This window comes from Gammaproteobacteria bacterium (assembly GCA_033344735.1).
GTDB lineage: Bacteria > Pseudomonadota > Gammaproteobacteria > UBA4575 > UBA4575 > UBA1858.
This window is the reverse complement of record JAWPMW010000001.1, coordinates 574,133-593,852: the sequence shown is the minus strand read 5'-3', so window position 1 is coordinate 593,852 and position 19,720 is coordinate 574,133. Positions and strand designations below refer to the sequence as shown.

Annotated in this window: 19 protein-coding genes and 2 tRNA genes; 8 read left to right on the top strand and 13 right to left on the bottom strand. The window is 35.0% G+C overall.

Translation table 11 applies throughout. The annotated features are described in order from the left end of the window. Nucleotides 1-75: 75 nt before the first annotated feature. From sfnG to R8G33_03085, 4 genes are all read right to left on the bottom strand, one after another. Entirely contained in the window at nt 76-1,260 is a 1,185-nt protein-coding gene (gene sfnG, locus R8G33_03100) for a dimethyl sulfone monooxygenase SfnG (protein MDW3094640.1), read from the bottom strand. Nucleotides 1,261-1,337: 77 nt separating this feature from the next. Beyond that, nucleotides 1,338-1,523, bottom strand: a complete 186-nt coding sequence (locus tag R8G33_03095) for a hypothetical protein (GenBank protein MDW3094639.1) — start codon at nt 1,521-1,523, stop codon at nt 1,338-1,340. A 485-nt stretch (nt 1,524-2,008) separates the two neighbouring features. Further along, a complete protein-coding gene (locus tag R8G33_03090) occupies nt 2,009-3,436 on the bottom strand; it encodes an ABC transporter substrate-binding protein (protein ID MDW3094638.1) in 1,428 nt (475 codons plus the stop codon). Nucleotides 3,437-3,835: 399 nt separating this feature from the next. Further along, the gene (locus tag R8G33_03085; protein MDW3094637.1) at nt 3,836-5,242 is read right to left on the bottom strand and encodes a sigma-54 dependent transcriptional regulator; all 1,407 of its coding nucleotides are present in this window, start codon (nt 5,240-5,242) and stop codon (nt 3,836-3,838) included. Nucleotides 5,243-5,563: 321 nt separating this feature from the next. On the opposite strand from R8G33_03085, the gene R8G33_03080 reads away from it, so the two are divergent. From R8G33_03080 to R8G33_03070, 3 genes are all read left to right on the top strand, one after another. After that, the gene (locus R8G33_03080; protein MDW3094636.1) at nt 5,564-6,034 is read left to right on the top strand and encodes a flavin reductase family protein; all 471 of its coding nucleotides are present in this window, start codon (nt 5,564-5,566) and stop codon (nt 6,032-6,034) included. Between the two features lie 583 nt (nt 6,035-6,617). After that, nucleotides 6,618-7,091, top strand: a complete 474-nt coding sequence (locus tag R8G33_03075) for a prepilin-type cleavage/methylation domain-containing protein (protein ID MDW3094635.1) — start codon at nt 6,618-6,620, stop codon at nt 7,089-7,091. Nucleotides 7,092-7,103: 12 nt separating this feature from the next. Beyond that, a complete protein-coding gene (locus R8G33_03070; protein MDW3094634.1) occupies nt 7,104-9,884 on the top strand; it encodes an EAL domain-containing protein in 2,781 nt (926 codons plus the stop codon). Between the two features lie 46 nt (nt 9,885-9,930). Here R8G33_03070 and pyrC read toward each other — a convergent pair whose 3' ends face one another. The 5 genes from pyrC to R8G33_03045 form a co-directional block, all read right to left on the bottom strand. After that, nucleotides 9,931-10,971: a dihydroorotase gene (gene pyrC / locus R8G33_03065; GenBank protein MDW3094633.1), complete on the bottom strand. Its 1,041-nt coding sequence runs from the start codon at nt 10,969-10,971 to the stop codon at nt 9,931-9,933. Between the two features lie 190 nt (nt 10,972-11,161). Further along, on the bottom strand, nt 11,162-11,707 hold the full coding sequence (locus tag R8G33_03060; protein ID MDW3094632.1) for a hemerythrin domain-containing protein: 546 nt from the start codon (nt 11,705-11,707) through the stop codon (nt 11,162-11,164). Between the two features lie 156 nt (nt 11,708-11,863). After that, complete coding sequence (locus R8G33_03055) at nt 11,864-12,736, bottom strand: bile acid:sodium symporter family protein (GenBank protein ID MDW3094631.1); 873 nt, start codon at nt 12,734-12,736, stop codon at nt 11,864-11,866. 216 nt (nt 12,737-12,952) lie between these two features. Next, a complete protein-coding gene (locus R8G33_03050; protein MDW3094630.1) occupies nt 12,953-13,276 on the bottom strand; it encodes a hypothetical protein in 324 nt (107 codons plus the stop codon). A gap of 68 nt (nt 13,277-13,344) precedes the next feature. Continuing rightward, nucleotides 13,345-13,575 carry a hypothetical protein gene (locus R8G33_03045; protein ID MDW3094629.1) on the bottom strand — a complete coding sequence of 77 codons (231 nt, stop codon included), beginning with the start codon at nt 13,573-13,575 and terminating at the stop codon, nt 13,345-13,347. An 848-nt stretch (nt 13,576-14,423) separates the two neighbouring features. Here R8G33_03045 and R8G33_03040 point away from each other — a divergent pair. Beyond that, on the top strand, nt 14,424-15,173 hold the full coding sequence (locus R8G33_03040) for a helix-turn-helix domain-containing protein (GenBank protein ID MDW3094628.1): 750 nt from the start codon (nt 14,424-14,426) through the stop codon (nt 15,171-15,173). 59 nt (nt 15,174-15,232) lie between these two features. Here the strand turns inward: R8G33_03040 and R8G33_03035 are convergent, their stop codons facing one another. Continuing rightward, nucleotides 15,233-15,499 carry a chaperone modulator CbpM gene (locus R8G33_03035; GenBank protein MDW3094627.1) on the bottom strand — a complete coding sequence of 89 codons (267 nt, stop codon included), beginning with the start codon at nt 15,497-15,499 and terminating at the stop codon, nt 15,233-15,235. Between the two features lie 212 nt (nt 15,500-15,711). Here R8G33_03035 and R8G33_03030 point away from each other — a divergent pair, with 212 nt between their 5' ends. Then, the gene (locus tag R8G33_03030; GenBank protein MDW3094626.1) at nt 15,712-16,149 is read left to right on the top strand and encodes an Hsp20/alpha crystallin family protein; all 438 of its coding nucleotides are present in this window, start codon (nt 15,712-15,714) and stop codon (nt 16,147-16,149) included. A gap of 75 nt (nt 16,150-16,224) precedes the next feature. Beyond that, nucleotides 16,225-17,058, top strand: a complete 834-nt coding sequence (locus R8G33_03025; GenBank protein ID MDW3094625.1) for a universal stress protein — start codon at nt 16,225-16,227, stop codon at nt 17,056-17,058. 49 nt (nt 17,059-17,107) lie between these two features. Here R8G33_03025 and R8G33_03020 read toward each other — a convergent pair whose 3' ends face one another. Then, nucleotides 17,108-17,338, bottom strand: a complete 231-nt coding sequence (locus R8G33_03020) for a hypothetical protein (protein ID MDW3094624.1) — start codon at nt 17,336-17,338, stop codon at nt 17,108-17,110. 231 nt (nt 17,339-17,569) lie between these two features. On the opposite strand from R8G33_03020, the gene R8G33_03015 reads away from it, so the two are divergent. Then, the gene (locus tag R8G33_03015; protein MDW3094623.1) at nt 17,570-17,923 is read left to right on the top strand and encodes a hypothetical protein; all 354 of its coding nucleotides are present in this window, start codon (nt 17,570-17,572) and stop codon (nt 17,921-17,923) included. 35 nt (nt 17,924-17,958) lie between these two features. On the opposite strand, the gene R8G33_03010 is transcribed toward R8G33_03015, so the two are convergent. Beyond that, nucleotides 17,959-18,045 (bottom strand) — tRNA-Leu (locus tag R8G33_03010). 38 nt (nt 18,046-18,083) lie between these two features. Next, nucleotides 18,084-18,157, bottom strand: a tRNA-Cys gene (locus R8G33_03005). Nucleotides 18,158-18,841: 684 nt separating this feature from the next. Between R8G33_03005 and R8G33_03000 the strand changes: the two genes are divergently transcribed. After that, a complete protein-coding gene (locus R8G33_03000) occupies nt 18,842-19,702 on the top strand; it encodes a tyrosine-type recombinase/integrase (protein ID MDW3094622.1) in 861 nt (286 codons plus the stop codon). The last annotated feature ends 18 nt before the right edge of the window (nt 19,703-19,720 follow it).

Below are 19,720 nucleotides of genomic sequence, written 5' to 3'. Positions count from 1 at the left end.
ATCACTCAAAATTATTACAGTTATAGGAGACGCTACAGTCTATTGAAATATCACTTCCTACTTTATTATTTAATGTCATGAAACATAAGCCGACTTCTTCTTACCAACAGACTTACCTTTACGCAAATCTTCTTCCTTCTCTCTTACGAGTGGAATCACCTTCTCTCCAAATGCTTTAAGATCTGTGTTGTAGTGCAAAAAACCACATAATATGACTTTCATACCAAGCTTTTTTAATTCAATAATTCGATCAGCAACTGTTTCTGCTGTACCTATTAATCCAGTCTTGAACCCATCGTTATACTGTACTAAATCCTCAAATGTAGAGTTCGCCCACATCCCCTCTCCTTCTTTTGACTCTCTACCAGCATGCTTAACTGCTTCACCAAAACCTTTTACCGCTTCAACATCTGCATTCACGATAATGTCTCTTAGTGTTTCTGTTGCTTCTTCTACAGTATCTCGAACTATACAAAATCCATTTGCACCAAATTTCAATTCACTTGGGTCACGACCAGCATCAATTGCAGATGATATTGAATCATCCATAATTTCTTTAAACCCCTTATTTGTATTTCCATTCATAAATAGACAATCTGTTACTCTTCCTGCCATTCTTCGAGCATCTTTTGAATTACCACCTTGAAATACAACGGGTCTATGTAAAGGCTTTGGTAACATTGGTGCTCCATTAATTTGATAAAAGTCTCCATAGAAAGTGAATTCTTCTTCTGTCCACATGCCTTTCATTATTCGTATGAATTCTTCTGATCGACGATATCGCTCAGTATGCTCAAGCCAAGGCAATCCATAGCCTGTAAATTCACCTTTAAACCAGCCACTTACAATATTAATTGATGTTCTACCTTGACTACATACATCAAGTGAAGCTTGCATTTTTGCAACAATTGCGGGATGCCATAAACCAGGATGTACAGCAGTGATTACTTCAAGTTTTTTTGTATGCTGAAGAATTACATTTGCGATCGTAAATGCTTCATGTTGATGATCCGCACCATAACTCGCAAACCACCTTGTTTGAGCTAATGCTGTAGCAAATCCTACTTTCTCTGCATCTTGTGCATATTTAATATTGGCTTCTGGTGTCCAATCTGTATCCATAGGCAAGGTAGTTATAACTAAGCCACCGGAGATATTAGGCACCCAATAAGCGAATTCAACCTGGTCGGAATTCAGCCATGCAGATGGCTTTAGTGGATTTTTCGAATCTGGCAATAAATCAGGATAAGTCGCCATTATTTCACCTCCATACTCTTAGTATATTTTTTGCAATCACTTTGGAGTGATACATTATTTTATAATGCAACTAATAACTTTTATGTCCATACTTTTTTAGGTGTTCCAATCCCCTTTTCCTTTAATATCTGAATTGCTTTCTCAACATCTCCACAACTTTCAATAATCGCATCTCTACAATCTATTGTTCCTGCTCTAGTTTCTTTTCTAACAGACTTTATCATTTCTGGAGTAACGTCTTTAAATGTGAACTCTTTTTCGCTCATTTGTTTAGTTCTCCATGTAGTAAAATATTTGATGATCAGTAAGGTATTATTATCAACTTAACTAATCTTTTTTAATAACATGTCCGATTTTCATCACCTGCAATTTTCATGAATTTACACCCAAGTAAATCAATTACAACTTTGTTGATGGAATTAATTTTCATACCGATGCTACTCCAATAAATTATCAGCAGTATTTATTAAACAGCATGATTTGTGCCAGGAATGTACTTTCATAAGCTTCTGATATATTAATAAAATAGAATATATAGAATTTGACCTGATGAATTTTATTAAATATGGATGTTTCTTTTGAGAGCTTGCTTCAAGTTTAAAGGAGCCAAGTTGAAACAAAAATAGCTGGAGTATCGATATATCAATACTCCAGCTCAATGTAAGTAAACACTTTTAATATAAAGATTTAAACTTACTTCCTCCTTAATGGTTTAGTTAAGAGAGATCAACCAAGAGGTTAATAAATTATCTTAGCCGCCCCAAGTGCTAACACCTTCTGGGACTGCAGGCTCATCCTTAGACAACTTCCAATTATCACGTTGCTGCGGATCATCACAATCACGACTCTCTATCTGATTGTCAACACGATAATTTTCAGCGCTTGCAAAAAGCTTATCAGTAGGTGCTTGACTTCTTATCCATGGAGTAACAATTTCCCACTGACGCTTATTTGCATCCCATTTTTGAAACTTAGAGTTATGGCCACCAACATGGTCTTTACATGTAACCAGCATTGGACCCAATAAGCCTTCTGCACCGAGCTCTGCAATACGTGCATCATCAAATCGGATATTTTCGAAACCCCAACGAACTTGTTGAGCTGTTAGCTTCTTACCTTCTCCCCAGCGTTTCTGTGCATTCCTAATTGCTTCAACATGCATAATACCGGCTGTGATACCCAAGTTATGATATACGCTACCTAGTCTACTTTTATCTTCTAGATCGCCCTTACCATTGTTGTATAGCACATTGATAATTTCATCTTGAACTTTAGTAAATACTCCAGCTGGATGCGTAGTAATCGCTTGATAACCATTTGCAGCAGCACCAGCAGGGATTACGTCTTCATCTGAATTACTCCAAATATTCCCGATTAAACGAGTCACTGGGTAACCCATACGAGATGCAGTCTGCATAGCAACAGGATTCATTACACCCCAACCACGCAAGAATACAAAGTCCGGCTTAAGCTTACGGATTTTTAACCATTGTGCTTGTTGCTCATTACCAGGATGTGGAACCTCAATTCTTACGTGTTCAAAGCCATACTGTTCGCCCATTGCAGACATATAGTCTAAAGCTTCTTTTCCGTAAGGAGAACCATGGTGAAGAGTTACAATTGTCTTACCATTAAGAGCACCTTTAATATCAACTGTATTAGGATCCTCATCAGACTCTAAGTGCGCCATAAATCGAACCGTAGCGTTGTATTCATCAGGTACACCCATTCCTAGTGGAAATGCGAAAGGAAAAACTTCACCATCAATTGTTTCACTCATGCCATGGTTAACTGTAATTTGTGCAATCTGATCTGCACGAACCACTTCATTTAAGGCAATAGCAATACCGACACTTAATGGATCAAAGAAAAGAGCACCGCCTTCACGATCTTTCATTCTCTTATAACATTCAACGCCTCTCTCAACTGAATATTCAGTTTCACACTCAGACCAAGTAAGTTTTACGCCTCCGACACCACCATCTCGCTCATTAAGCAAGCTGTAGTAGTCTAAAATCCCGCCGTAGTAACCAGTTCCACCAGCAGCGTAAGGGCCTACTCTATAGCTTGGAATTGGTATATACATACTTTCTTCTGAAAATACAGGTGTAGTTAATGCAAATAATGCCGAAAAAATCATGACCAAGAATGATATTTTGGCAACTTTATTATGAAACATATTTACTTCCTCCATTAGTACTGCCATCTTTCTTATGCATTTTGATTAATACTAATCAATTGCGCTTATAACAAATTGTATTTATTAGACAGTTAATTAAGTAACGTTTAAGTTATTGATTAGTAGTTATTATATCAAATTAGTCCAAACTTAATGTTTGAACTAATTTTGAACAATGTAATTAACTACTTTGTCAGCTTAATTATGTAGCAATTGCCATGCCTAAGAATTTAAGTCATAAATTCAAGGTGATACAGAACAGATGCAATAGTTGGAAGTTTCAAAATGAATCAGAACGTTTCTGAATGATAATCAGATTTACTAATATAATTAAAACGCGGATATATATACTTATGATGCTTATTAAAGAAAATTATAGGAGCTTTGCCTAGATAATTCCTAGTCGCTGTAACTTAAAGAGTCTTGATTGGTTTTACGAAACAAACCCCAACGATTTCTTCGCATCCATAGCGCTTTCCTACCTATACCTAACAAAGACGCTAATTGTTGTTCGCTGTATTTATGTTGATAGGTTTTAACAATCTTCTTAGTAAATTCTTCAATTGACATGATTGCTATTTCTTTACCTTCAGACAATGATGAATTTACATTAGACGAGTTATTATTTGCTAGATGCTTAAAGTCATTAACACTCAACTCATCATCACTTGCTAAAATTATTGCTCTTTCAATAGAATTCTCAAGCTCTCTAATATTTCCAGGCCATTCATATTCAAATAAATATGAAATAAGTTCTTTGCTGGCACTATTTACTTTTCTGCCTAATTTTTTATTGAGCGTATTTATAAAATAATCAACTAACAGTACTAAATCATTTCCTCTATTTCTAAGTGGTGGCACAAGTATTTGCACAACATTAAGCCGATAATAAAGATCTTCTCGCATTTTTCCCTGACTAACTTCATAGTGCAGATCACGATTTCCTGCAGCAATAATTCTAATATCAACATTGTAGTTTTTATTACTACCTACCGGCCTCACAATTCTTTCTTCAATCACCCTGAGTAACTTCACTTGCAAAGAGAGATCTAATTCAGCTATTTCATCTAGAAATAAAGTTCCTCCATTTGCTTGCCTTATAAGTCCTTCAGTTTCGTTTGTCGCACCTGTATATGCTCCTTTAGCATGACCAAAAAATTCTGATTCCATCAATTCTTTAGGAATTGCGCCACAGTTTACTGCGACGAACCTTCCTTCACTTCTAGGACTAGCTTTATGTATTGCTTGAGCAACCAATTCTTTTCCTGTACCACTTTCTCCTGTAATTAAAACTGTAGCCTCACAAGGACCGACACGCTCAATCAAAGATTTAAGCTCTTTCATTGATTGACTCTCACCAATAATTACCCTCTCCTTTTGTAGCGCATTATTTAAATCACGCTTGAGATTTTTATTTTCTTTTTTGATACACTTTTCATTAATTACACGAACAACAGCATGCAATAAGTATGAATCAGTAAATGGACGTAAAATGTAATCTGCAGCACCAAGGCGCAATGCCTGTGCCGCACATTTAATAGAAGTATAACTGGTATAAATAATGGTAGGGCAATCTAGTTTTTCTGATCTAATTTTTCTGAGCAGATCTAATCCAGTTTTTCCACTTAATTTCAAATCACTAAGAACCAAATCAAAATGTTCTGCCAACAAAATATTGATTGCATCTTCTACTTTTTTAACATGAGTTACAGCAAATTCCTCATCTATAAGTGTTAGCGTAACTGACTCAGCAAAATCTACATCATTATCGACAACTAATATCTTATGAACGTGTGCAAAAGCCATAATGTATTACTCCTTATAATTTTTTAATTATTTTTATTTATTTCAAAAATTATTAGTCTTGCAGAGCTTCTATTTATTTTTATTATTAGATCTAACTAAATTTTATTAGAATTGTTTCTATTTGAACATAATTTTATAATCAACGCTCATATTGTTTCACAAGAGAAACAAAGTTTCCAAATGGAACACATAAATAGTGGATTCAAATAAAATTAGCTATTTAATCAGATACTTACAGAATATTATTCCGTGGTATGTTAATTGCTAAATAATCTTTAACCAGTCAAAATTTAACCTCTATTAATAAATTTAATGTCAAAAATGGATAATCAAGTATTTAAAAAGGCGATGAGTCGCTTCCCAAGCGGAGTAGTCATTGTTACTACAATCAGCTCTAGTGGAAAGAAACATGGATTTACAGCATCTGCATTCTCATCACTTTCATTGGATCCACCATTAATTTTAGTTTGCTTGGCAAATACAGCTGATTGCTTTGAGCCATTTGTTACATGCGATAAATTTGCTGTGAACGTTATTGGTCATCAACAGCACGAATTAGCGTTCAAATTTGCTACTAAGGGTGTCGATAAATTTGATGGCGGCGAATTTGATGATGGTAAAAGTGGACTACCAATCATATCAAACAGCATTTTTACTCTTGAATGCAATATTAAAGACACATATCCAGGTGGCGACCACGAAATTCTAGTCGGCGAAGTACAACATGCAACTGTCAACGAAGGAACACCTTCTATTTGGTATGAAGGAAATTTCAGAGATATTAATTGTTGATAAACAATCTAATTTCAATTATTTAGTATCTTTAATCGTAGATATTAGTGTCATAAATGTGGGTTCAAACAATTCACAATCTTGAATAGACTTATTAATCCTCAAAAGATCTTCAACATTCACAACATATTCACCATTTTTACTATATACCTCTAATTCACCTGCATGTATAAACCTGTATATTTTAGTAATCGACACAGATGTTAACTTTGCTGCTTTAAATAAATTAACGTATTGAATTAAATTAGTATCCATTATTTTTCGATATTTAAAAAACAATTCGATGAACTTTTCGCATATGAAATATACGTGATGAAAAACAACAAAATTCTATAATTTTAGATTAGCATTTCTTATTTCATATCCAACAGAAGTTAATGCCGCTATTACTCATCAAGATGACAATAGAATCATTTTGAATGGATAAATTTTATTCATTTATATCAACTTGTTAGGCAGTCGCATCCGTAAAATTATCCGATTATGTGACAAGAAAATACCACCTGTCACAGTGTGTGTTTAATAGAAATAATATACCTATATAAAGTAGAAAAGGATATAGATCCAAACCACACACTTTTCTATGGCATTTCTCGATTTTTCACTATCTCGTAATTTTCGTAATGGATTTACGCTAATTGAGATACTCATAATTACAGCTGCAATCGGACTACTAACAGTCCTAGCAATACCTGCATACCAAAAACATCAGAATCATAGAGATATCGAACAAGCCGTTAAAGATATTAGTGACATAAGTATTGTCATTGCTAAGTATCAATTAGCTAATAATAAACTGCCGGATGATCTATCAATACTTGACCTGGACAACATGCAAGACCCATGGGGAAAGCCATATCAATACATCTCACACAAATCAGCTTCAGATGAGAAACGACGCAAAGATAAAAATTTAAGACTAATTAATAATGATTACGACTTATATAGCACCGGTAAAGATGGTCTTACTACTACTGCTGTATTTGAGAAGTCTTCACTAGATGATGTTATTCGCGCCAACAATGGCAAGTGGATTGGATCTGGCAATAATTATTAAATCGAGCCGATTTTGAATTTTCATACATCTATATTTAAATCATTTAGTGTAAAAATACTTATTGTATTTTTTATTGCTGCATTTATACCTTTATCTTTACAAACTTTTTTCTCAAAGTCCTACGTTACAAATTTTGTAGAACAAGAGGTGAATTCTAATCTTATTAAAAATGCAAAGTCATTTGAGCAATTGACTTTTAACAAACTCAAAGTATTTAGCAATCTGTTAGACTCTGTCAGTGCAAGCACGAATAACTCAATTTCTACTAACTCAACTCATGCATTTGACAATCTAAAACTCATTCCAATTGAAGATGTGAAAAGCGCTGGCTTCGGTTATTCCATACGACCTCGCTTAATCTATTACCGAGATGATGAAGATAATTTATTTTTCAATATCGAGAAACTTCATTTATCAAATATTGGAGACATGTTTGTTTTACGTGCAACCATAAATAGTGAATCAATATTCGGCAATGAGGCTAACAACCCTTATAGCGAACCCGTATGTATTATCACAGGGCAACTCGAAATATTATTTTGCAACAATCAAAAAGCACTAGAAAAAGTTAAGTTGTCCAATATTTCAACATTGATCAATGCCAAAGAGCATATGATTGAACAAATATTCGAAGACGATAAATATCGTTTAATTTCAAGAGAATTATTCTTACCAAGTTTCTTCCAATCTCCACCATGGCATTTTGTGATATTAAAGCAAGAAAGCACTATTCTTTCTTCTTTATGGAGTTTTGAATACTATTTAATACCAAGCTCATTATTATTTTTTCTCATCGCAAGTTTTATTGTTTTCAGACTTAGTGCAAAGTTATTACACCCATTAAATATTTTATCTAATGCGACCAAAAAGATTGCTGCTGGTGATTATGATGTAGACATAGAAATTTCTACTAATGATGAGTTCATGGAGTTAGGCCAGTCATTCAATACTATGTCTAATAACTTACAACACGAATCATACAAGACAGATGTTTATTCGAGATTAGAAAGAGACTTTTTACAAACAGCAGATATCCATTATTCAATAAAGAACAATTTACCGCTATTACTTAAAGTATTTGATGCCAACTGGTTAGTAATTTCAATAGCGAATCCACTTCAACCAGAACTGTTTACTTCGCATATCGCAAGCTATGATTATGATAAAAGAAATTATAATTATAAAAACATTAAACATAAAATAGACAATTCCAGTCAATCTATAAACTCGCTATACCTGCTAGACCGAGAAGTATTTCAACAGAAACTTGATCCATTAACTGTATATGACGACTACAAATATGTATGGATACATAAAATTGAACATTCACGACAGACAATTGGTTACATAAACATAGGAAGCAATGCAGTTCGATTGAATAAACGTGCAGCATTCTCTTTACAAGATTTATCAGAGCGCTTTTCAGTTATCTATTCCACTCTATATCATCAATCGATGTTATATAAGAAGGCCAATTACGATAGTCTCACTCACCTGCCGAATCGTAGTTACTTATTCACTCATTTAACCGCGATATGGCATCACGCGGTCAAACAACAAGAAACTATTGCCTTGCTTTATATTGATCTCGACCACTTTAAGAGCGTCAATGATCTATCTGGTCATAGTGTAGGTAACGAAGTACTTATTCAAGTAGGACAACGTTTACATGCATGTATACGCAAAGAATATTGCCTGGCAAGACTCAGTGGTGATGAATTTTGTATCGCTATTGAAAATCTAGAAAGTGAACAACAAGCTATTCAACTTGCTGAAAAAATTAACAAAGAATTTAAGCATCCATTTATCGTAATGGATATGTCTTACTATTTGGGTACAAGTATTGGAATTATTATAGGTCCTGAAGGTTGTAATAGTCCTCAACAGTTCCTAGAAAAAGCAGATATGGCCATGTTTAAGGCTAAACAAGATGGTAGAAGTAAATATGTTTTGTTTAACAATACCGTTGAAAAAGAGCGTAACCAACGTTTGTCATTAGAACATCATTTACATCATGCATTAGAATCTAATGAGATCTCACTTTGTTATCAACCCAAATTGCATCTTGGCTCTGAAAAAATTGTTAGTGTAGAAGCATTAGCCAGATGGCATCAATCTGAATTAGGTATGGTGAACACGGAAGCATTTATTTCACTTGCTGAAGAAACTGGCTTAATTAATGAAATCGGCGAATGGATTTTAAGAAAATCCTGCTATCAATATATAGACTGGTTAGAAAAAGGTATATTACTAGAGTCTATCGCTGTCAATGTTTCTGCACGACAACTTGCTAACAATGGATTCACAAACATTGTTGAAGCTGCCTTACAAGAAACAGGTATGTCAGCACAGTGCTTAGATCTTGAAATCACTGAAAGTGCTTTCATAAACGACACTAATGCACTCACTAAAGAATTAAATCAACTACACGAGTTGGGTGTCACTATTTCAATAGATGATTTTGGCAAAGAATATTCATCATTAAACTATTTAAAGAAAATTCCATTTGACCTTATAAAAATTGATCGTGAATTTATTATGGATCTTGATAAAGATCAACGAGACCAACACATTGTTAAAGTTATTATTGATATTGGCCATACACTAGAAAAGAAAATCGTCGCAGAGGGTATAGAAACAATAGCTCAAAAAGATATTCTACGTGCATTAAAATGCGATTATGGCCAGGGATACTTATTTAGTAAGCCACTCACAGATATTAAATTCTTGGAATATGCTGCAAAATATATAGAACAGCGAGAAAACACTCTTGACTCCAAATCTTCAGCTTGAATATAAATAAAAGTTTAATTATTTGAAGTGACTCTGTTGTTTGTTCCTATTTTTCCTGTCTCCAATTAAGCTCTAGCTCTGAACCGAAAACACAGACGTCATCATTGCCACTGACCACTATTGATTCTGGAGGTTGCCATGTAATATTGACTAATGTGATTGTTTCTTCGTTCACAGTCTTATTGTAGAACTTTGGCCCGTGAATAGATGCGAATCCTTCAAGTTTGTCTAGCGATTGTTCCTCGTCAAACACTTGCGCATATAATTCTAGCGCGACGGGTGCAGAAAAAATTCCGGCACAACCACAGGCTGATTCTTTTTCTGTACGCAAGTGTGGCGCTGAATCCGTGCCAAGGAAAAAACATGACTTTCCAGAGATCGCCGCTTGACGCAAAGCTAACCGATGTCGTTCACGTTTTGCGACTGGTAGACAGTACATGTGTGGACGAATACCAGCATTAAACATCGCATTGCGATTGATCATCAAGTGATGTGGGGTAATCGTAGCGGCAGTGTAGGCCCCTGCTCCACTCACAAATTGTGCAGCATCTGCCGTGGTGATGTGCTCTAGAACGATCCTGAGCTCTGGAAAATCTGAACGCAGCTTGGTCAAGATATTATCAATAAATATTTTTTCGCGATCAAATATATCTACTTCTCTATCCGTTACTTCACCATGAACAAGCAGTGGCATTCCAATTTGCTGCATACGCTCAAGTACAGGATAGATCTTTCTGACGTCACTGACACCCGAGGCAGAGTTCGTTGTAGCATTGGCCGGGTACATTTTTGCGGCGGTTAGTACTCCATCGGCAAATCCCTTAGCAACATTGTCTGGGTCTGTTGCATCGGTTAAGAAACATGTCATAAGAGGCTCAAATCGACTATTCTCAGGCAACAGTTGTTGAATACGCTCCCGGTATGCAGATGCTTGAGCACTTGTGACCACAGGAGGCGTCAAATTTGGCATGACTATGGCTCGGCCAAAATTTTCTGCCGTTGCTGGCAGCGCCATTGCCAACATGTCTCCATCACGAAGATGCACATGCCAATCGTCTGGTTTTCGTAAGGTGATACTATTACTCAATGCTCAATGCTCCAATTTGGTGAAGATGACTATTACCATGCAGATTAATCAGATCGATTATTCTTTGGTAATAGCCATATTATCTAAACTACGTGCTTTCAGCCAATTTTGTTTTTTTCAGTAAAATTGATAAGAATGGAGTTTTGGAGCGCAGTCTAATCTAACCAGATCATCTTCATAATCACCTCTACTATATAGATGATGTAATTTTATTAAACAGTAATTGATAACTCTCATTTCTTGGGATTTCGAATAATGGGTCGTTGACATCATCTACTTCACTCTTCAATGATTGCCAGTCATTGTCGTTTAAATGTGCATATAGAGCTGGATAGATACTAGACTCTTCATAGTTCATATGTTCTTTTTGAATACAAATATAGTTTGACAAATCATCACAAAATTCATCTCTTTTAATAGGCATCTCGATTATGACGCATTGCAACATATTTATAAGTTTTTCTGTCAAAAGTGGCATATTTTCATGTTCACCCATTAACTGGGTAATTACATCCCGCTCTGCATCATAATGATCAAGAAAGTATTTAAAAATAATATTTTCAAGTGGATGGTGGATCTCATCAGAATAATCTTTCATGTACTTGATCGAAGTTAGAATTGTTTCAAAATCTACTACTTCACAATTCTTAATGCGTTCAAGTTGTAACTCAATAAACGCAAACAGTTTAATGAAATTTATATGATCCTTATGCAATTTATCTAATAAATTATTCATGCTTCTTTAAACTCATTCAATCCATTCTAATTTAATACTTAAAGAATTTTATACATTGATATAGGTCAATTAGATGTATATGTAGATTAGCAGGAATTGCAGATTTTTCTCACACGGTGATCATTCGAACTAGAGAAGTGATACTTTGATTAAATACTAGGACTCCTGTTTGGAAAGTTGCTTATTCATCAACCAACCAAATATGCTCCCACTGAAAAACATAATTAATGAATAAGTCACAGCGGGAATCATCATAACGTTATTACCTATTAAGGTACCCGCAACGACTAAAGCCAAGGTTCCATTCTGAATGCCAACTTCAAAACCAATAGTGATAGACTGAGGATGAGAAAGCTTTGCGAATTTAGCAAGTTGATACCCCACCAACAATGCAATCACATTAAGAACTATAGTTGCTAATCCTGCCTGAGCAAAAAAGCTCGCCATATTGCCTGCATTTTTCACAACAATTAAAGCAATAATAAATATCAAAAATAAAATAGACAGCCATTTAAATATAGGCTCTATTTTTCTTGCTAAATTTTTCCAATAAGACAAAACAAGCATGCCTAAAACAACAGGAATTACAGTGATCACGAATAATTGCACAATTGTTGTAGCAATAGGTAAACTAAAAGCTGTATTGCTTCCCATAAAATAATTCATACTAACATCAGCAAAAATAGGAATACTGAAAGGTGTGATTAAACTTGCTATAGCAGTCAAGGTAATCGATAAAGACACATCGCCCTTAGACAAATAAACAAACATATTTGATGTGGCACCGCCAGGTGCTAAAGCAATGATTATCAAGCCCACAGAAATTTCTGGAGAAAGCGTAAATGTAATAGCAATGATAAAAGCAATTATTGGAAGCAACAGTATTTGCGCACAAAGACCAATTGCCACGACTTTTGGCGACTTAATAATATTTTTAAAATCTATAGGCTTTAAAGAAATACCAATCCCAAACATAATACAAAAGAGAGCGATGGGAAGAATTACTTTTGTAAGTAAATCTGCTTGCATAATTTCCTGTTTTATAGATTATTTTTAAAATAATTTTATCAAAACGCCATTATTGCATTATGTTTGAGTAGTTTAGTCACATTGGTTTGACCCTTCAACAGATATTACTGATGAAGTGATATCAATATTACGTGCGCGTGGATTTAGCCCTTCTACGGAAGAGCCTACAACCATTAACAATGTAGAATAGTACGATCTTTGCCGAATAGCGGCAGCTTAGTTTTTATGTTGAGAATCAAATTTCTCTATAAGCATCTCAATTTTTTGAGCAACAGTATCCCATATTGCCATAGGACCTGCGTGCTCTATTGTTTCACTTTGCCAGTTAGAGGAAGATAACTCATCAATATATTCATGCTTGTCTGCTAGCTGATCGCGCATGGACTTGATCATTGTAAGTTCATCTTCAACATGACTAGGAACGTCACATGACTTTACCTGTGTTTCTGCATGATTTATCAGTTCATCAATGTGTTTTAATTTAGACTCGTATTCTAATACTCTTTGTTCTATTAAATGTTCTTTCTGAGAAACCGTCATTACCTACCTCCAATCAATACTGATATAGAATCTGCAGATTAACTGTAGCATTCTAAATTTTGCAGTCATTAACTGACCGCATTCTCTAATTGATAAATTTTCCTGTTAACATCGTGCAAATTGTTTTCAGTCACTCTGAGCAACTCTAATAAAACCTCATAATTTTCCAGTTGAATCGCCTGTTCATGTCCACGTCTATTCAAGCCTTTTCTTAGATCATCTTCTATAGCTTGAATTTTACTTTCTAATTTTTTTTTGCTTATTTTTAACTTCTCTAATTCCTCATAATTTGCGAACATAGCCGACTCTCTTGAGTAAAGTTTGTAATGCACATTTATATTGACATATATCGATTGAGATACGATTGATATCAATCAACATTTATTTACAAGATTCGACTAGCGAATAATTTTATTAGAAATAATTTGTATTTATTAGATTTAATTTAAAGCCAAAGCAGTGATGCTTGATGAAGTATATAAATTCTGAGATTAGTTTTGTATAACCTCAAAATTAGAAAGATATGATAACCTCAGGACCACTTAATTAAGTATAGTAGATTTTAGCCACTAACGACTTGTGACATGAGAGCCAAAGCAATGAATAAAATAACCATAAGTGTCCATACAATAATATCTTGTTTTATATTACGAAACATCAGTATCACCTCGCGACTAGTATGACTAATAACGACATGCTTACTATTATATAAATACTTATATTTTATTGAATTGATATGCATCAATTAAGTATAGATTTCTTTACAGAGTATTATATGTACTTAATCTTTGTATCGATTATTTTATATTCTGAAGAATATTCTTAGTATTGGATTTTGAAGTTCTTGTGGCAATCGTCGATTTTGAAATGCAATTATTAACGTTATGACCCCACTGGTGATAAGCAACGAAGCGACAATTAACGATAATAAAGGTGGATATAACGCTATGAGTATTCCAGATATTAATAAAATGATTCCTGCTAGCATTTACATTAGTTCTTTCATTTAATTTTCCTAAAATTAACACAAATTATTTTATCGAAATTGATATATATCAAGTAATAATATGACTTTATAAATTGAAATTTCTCATACGTGACACAATATAAGTAGGAATTGGCCATATTTAGCGAGGGAATTCATCAAATGACTATTGCTAGTTCATATAAATGCTCAGACAGTAAATCAACATCTGTGTCTACAATTAAAACTCTTAATTGTAATGGATGTCTGCAACATAAAAACTGCTTATCAGGTGAATTAAATGACGATGAATTATTGGAGTTTAATTCTATCGCCAAGCATTCCAAAAAACTTCAGCGCGGTGAATTTTTGTACAAGTCTGGAGATAAGTTTGATGCTATCTATATAATACGAAGTGGCTCTCTTAAAAACACCTTGATTGATGAAGAAGGTCGAGAACAAATACTAAATTTTTCCATACAAGGTGACGTAATTGGACTTGAAGGTCTATATAAACAAAAACATATTACAGAATCAAAAGCATTAGAGACTACTTTTCTCTGTAGTATATCATTAGCACAATATTTAAATCTTGCATCACAAACACCTAAGCTTTACAGAAGGCTGCTTAATCACATGAGCAGCCGCATAATCGAAGAGGAAGAACACTCACTTATGTTAGGAACAAAGAACACTGAACAAAAGCTTGCTACTTTTATACTTAGATTGATAAAGAGAAATTCACAACATGAATTTTCTGATAGTGAAATTACATTAAATATTTCTAGAAAAGACATTGGTAATTATTTATCAGCAGCGGTTGAAACTATTAGTAGAATTTTTACACGCTTTCAGGATCAAGGATTAATTGAAGTTCAAGGCAGGCACATTAGAGTAGTTGATATGGAAAGACTCGAAAATATTGCAAAATAAATGGCCTAAAAGGAGAATAACTCAAGAGAAAAATAATAAAAATATAATTTAACAGATAATTATTGATGAATTTCAATTCTTACTTTATCTAGTTCACTCAACAATTCTAAAATCATTGCAGCTCCAGGAATATTAATTTCCAAATCTCTGTGAAATCTATATGCACGACCTATTTTATCGTAATCGCTTTGATTAAAAAACCATGTATCAGGTGAGCAACCAGATGGTGAAGCAATACCCCATAAGACCATATCAGATAATACATCTTTATTAATACCGTAATATGAACATATAGAATTTGATGTATATATAATATTACTGTTCATAAATATTTATCATTCTTGACTTTGATTCGTCAATGATGTTCTTAGCATAATATTTAGCATAAGAATTCTTTTTGATTTATATCAATTCTATAATGAATTATTTAACCATATGGAAATGACATTATAAATTGACCTTTATCAATATTTACTGCCGTAGAAGTTCGATAATAACGACTGTTATTAATATTCTTTAACCAGCACGGAGGTAAATAATGAAACTTGTACCAAGAGACCCATTCATTAATGCATTTCCTCAAATGAAAGATCTAAGCAGATTTTTCAACATGGAAATGGATGATGATAATACTTTAACATCTGGCAATTGGACGCCAGCAGTTGATATCGCTGAAAAGGAAGACCATTTTCTAATTGAAGCAGATGTTCCTGGAGTGGACCCTGAAGATATAGAAGTCAGCATGGAAAATGGCTACTTAACTGTCAAAGGTGAACGTGAAAGCGAATCAAAGGATGAAAAAGATGGCTATTCACGTGTAGAACGCTTACATGGTAGCTTTTATAGGAGATTCAGTCTCCCTGAAACAGCTGATTTAGAAAATGTGTCAGCAACTTCAAATAAAGGTGTCTTAGAAATAAAGGTTGGAAAAGCTGAAGTTGCAAAACCTAAAAAGATATCTGTTAATGTTAAGTAATCTTGCATCTTCCTCAAAGCAGGATAGCCTTGAGGAAGAGCATTTTTTCAAATTCAAACAAATGCGAGTGTCGCAATGAAAGATATACTTGTTTTGTGTGATTCCAATGATTCCAATGCATTCAGAATTGAAACAGCATTATGTTATGCAGAATCATTTGATGCACACATAACAGGTGTGCATATGATCCCATTCCCTGTGATTCCAATATATGGGGGCATGTATCCGGATGCGTCATCGTATACTGCTGCCGATCAAATCGATCGGGCAAATAAACATGCTAAAGAACTTGAAGATTCATTTACCAAGATCGCAGAAAGCCATCATATACAGCATGAATGGAAAACTATAGAAGGCTTAGACTTAAATTTTATTATTGAAAATGCACGCTACAATGATCTCGTAATTGCTCCAGCGACATATTCTCACTACAGTGTAGAAACATCACATCAATTATGTGATTACTTCACGACGAGACTAGGACGTCCTTTATTAATTACACCGGATTTAAAAAAAGTTTTTAACTTGCCTAAAAGAATAATTATTGCATGGAATGAAAGCCATGAAGCAACCAGAGCCGTTCATGATGCCCTCCCCATTTTAAGGCAAGCAGAAAACATTCAAATTGTAAATGTTTCAAAGAGCGAAAAAAAGGAGAAAGAGAATATGAAAAGGTGCGAACAATTACAAAGGCACCTAAAACATCATTTTATTAACTGTGAGATATTCACTCCTAACAAATTGTTAAAAGGAACAGGACATACAATCTATGAAACTGCATTAGAATATAATGCTGACTTAATTGTAATGGGTGCTTATGGACATTCCAAATTTAAAGAAATTGTACTTGGTGGCACCACTAAATATTTAATTGAAAACTCAACCATGCCATTATTTGTTTCAAATTGAGTTTTATTTTAGCTTTTTTATCTGCATATAAATTTATTAAAGATAATTGCTAATCCCATTCATGAATTAATGAGCAGTCAATAATTGCAGTATCGTCTACCCAATCCACAAGACAATATTTTCCCACGTAATCGCGGTCTGGCGCTCTTTTAAATTTATATAATTTTATTTTATTTCTTTTATTGGCGTTATTCAGATTAAAACTTGTCTTACCAGCACATTCACATGATGTATTAATTGTAAAATATGGTTTGGTACATACAATTTTATTGTCAGACATATAAGTGCCTCTTATCAATGTCGTTATTACTTTTATAACAAGATACTTTGTCAGCGACATTGATATATAGCAATTTAACTTCAAATAATAATATTTATAGGAACATATAATAGTTTTAATAATGATTCAGCAGTTCTATTTCATAAATTTTAGTGTAATTGCTCTAAATCAATTAAGTATTATTTTTATATCGGATAATGAACATAATGTAATGCTCTTATGGGACCCTCTATGGACAAAAATATACATTCTCGTTGGTTAACCATTCTCCATCCATTATTTCCTGAAAACGCATTACTGACTTCCAACAGTCAAAGCAATGATTTCCTTGTTACTGCATCATGGAAGCTTAATAATCCAAAATATTCAGGAAAGAAATCAAGGACAGTAGTTATAGAAGTACCGCAAGAAACAGTTAATGACTATTCTAAAAAATCAGAAACAAGGCAAATTTACGATGATCAGAAATTATATAAACAGGCAAAAGAATTTTTACACTTACTAAACCCTGATCACGACACCCCTTCAGATAAACCGCCGCCAGAAGTTCGCCTAGTCGCTTGCGGAACAGTACTCGATAGTTAAGTAGTAAATCATCAAATAATATCCGCTTGTAAATATGGTGCCCGGGGCCGGAATCGAACCGGCACGCCCGTGAAGGCGAGGGATTTTAAGTCCCTTGCGTCTACCAATTCCGCCACCCGGGCATTGGGTATTGCGGTTATTACTTTGCTTTCAAAGTAACTGGAGGCGAGTAGCGGAATCGAACCGCTGTACAAGGCTTTGCAGGCCTCTGCATCACCACTCTGCCAACTCGCCGTGGTTTTTACTTGTTACTGGTTCCACATGCTCTGAATGAGATCAGTTTTTTGCATGATTAGTTACTTTAGGAAGTATTGGTAACTTCCTGTTTTTAATACACTTATATACTTAGGCAAAGCCAGCAATTTAGCTCTGAGCTGTTGCACGAAGCTGCGAATTATAACCAATATTTTTCTAACTGTTTGGTTTATTTAATATGTTATTGCTGCTTTGCATTTTCGACATTTCACATACGTTTTGACGATAACATGCTCTTTCAGAAGCAATGTTTAGCGTCAATTTAAATATGTGGAATTTTCGATTTGGAGCGGGAAGAATACCTTGCTCCTACCCATTGTCAACTGAATCAACCGCTTACTCCTTCGCTGAGGCGCCCCTGGTGGCAATTAACTACTACCACCCGATAACAATAGCCAGAAGGAGGCTTTTATGGCGAGTGTCTTTTTCGATAAACAACGCAAAAAGTGGTTTGCTCAAGTGAGTGTCGATGGCCGACGCTTTGGGAAACGTTTTGACGATAAATTGCTCGCTCGACGCTGGGCCGAGGACCTGGAATACGACCTCATCCGCACCTTCAAACCCAAATCTGCTCCCTATTCCACGCTGTGTTTAGAAAAAGGTCATCTCCCGACCGAGAATGAGTTCGGCGCCTTGTGTGAAGACTACATTAAGAAACGCGTGATGCGATTTAAGTCGTATCGTGACAATGGGGCTAACCTCTATCGAGGTGTACAAAAGCGATTAGGCCATCTGCGACTCCACAAATTCTCATCTGGCAGCTTGGAACAGTATGCCTACCAACGCGTCGATGATGATGGTGTCAGTGTGGTCACCGCCAAAAAAGAAATCGAAGCGATTAAACGTGTCTTGGATTATGCCCGGCGAAACTATGGCTGGCGTCCCATGGATCCATTTGATTGGCCACTCGAACCCCAACTCCCGATGGATACCCGTGCGGATGATGAAGTCCGTGGGCGCAAAGACCAAGAACCCATCACCCCACAGGAATTTAAACTTGTACTTGAGCACATCAAACCGATTAATCATGATGTGATGCTGGCTTTAGTTGTTTTGTATGAAACGGCGATGCGACGTAGCGAGGTCGTGAAGTTACAAAAAGATTGGGTACAGCTCGATTACCCAGCTCACATTAAAATCCCTGGCAAGCAACACAAAAATCGTAAAGCAAAAATCGTTATGCTGACTCCGTTAGCCGTGGATGCCATGATGAAAGTCTGGGATCGTGACACCGAAGATGGGCGTGTGTTTGTTTTTCCGCAACTCAAAGAGAAAAGTAAAGGCAATTATGTCTGGAGATTATTTAAAGATGCGTGTCGAGATGTGTTGGGTCGACCTAATTTGATCGTGCATAACATCCGTGTAGAGAATGCAACTCAATTAGTGGAGCGTGGAATGGACGATGCATTACGTCAGCGTCAAACTGGTCATTTAGATCAACGCGTGTTGAACGATCGATATACGCGAAACAGACCTGAACACCGTGCAACATACTATCAGGAGTCATTTTTAGATATAAATTAGCAAATTTAAACGAAAGTT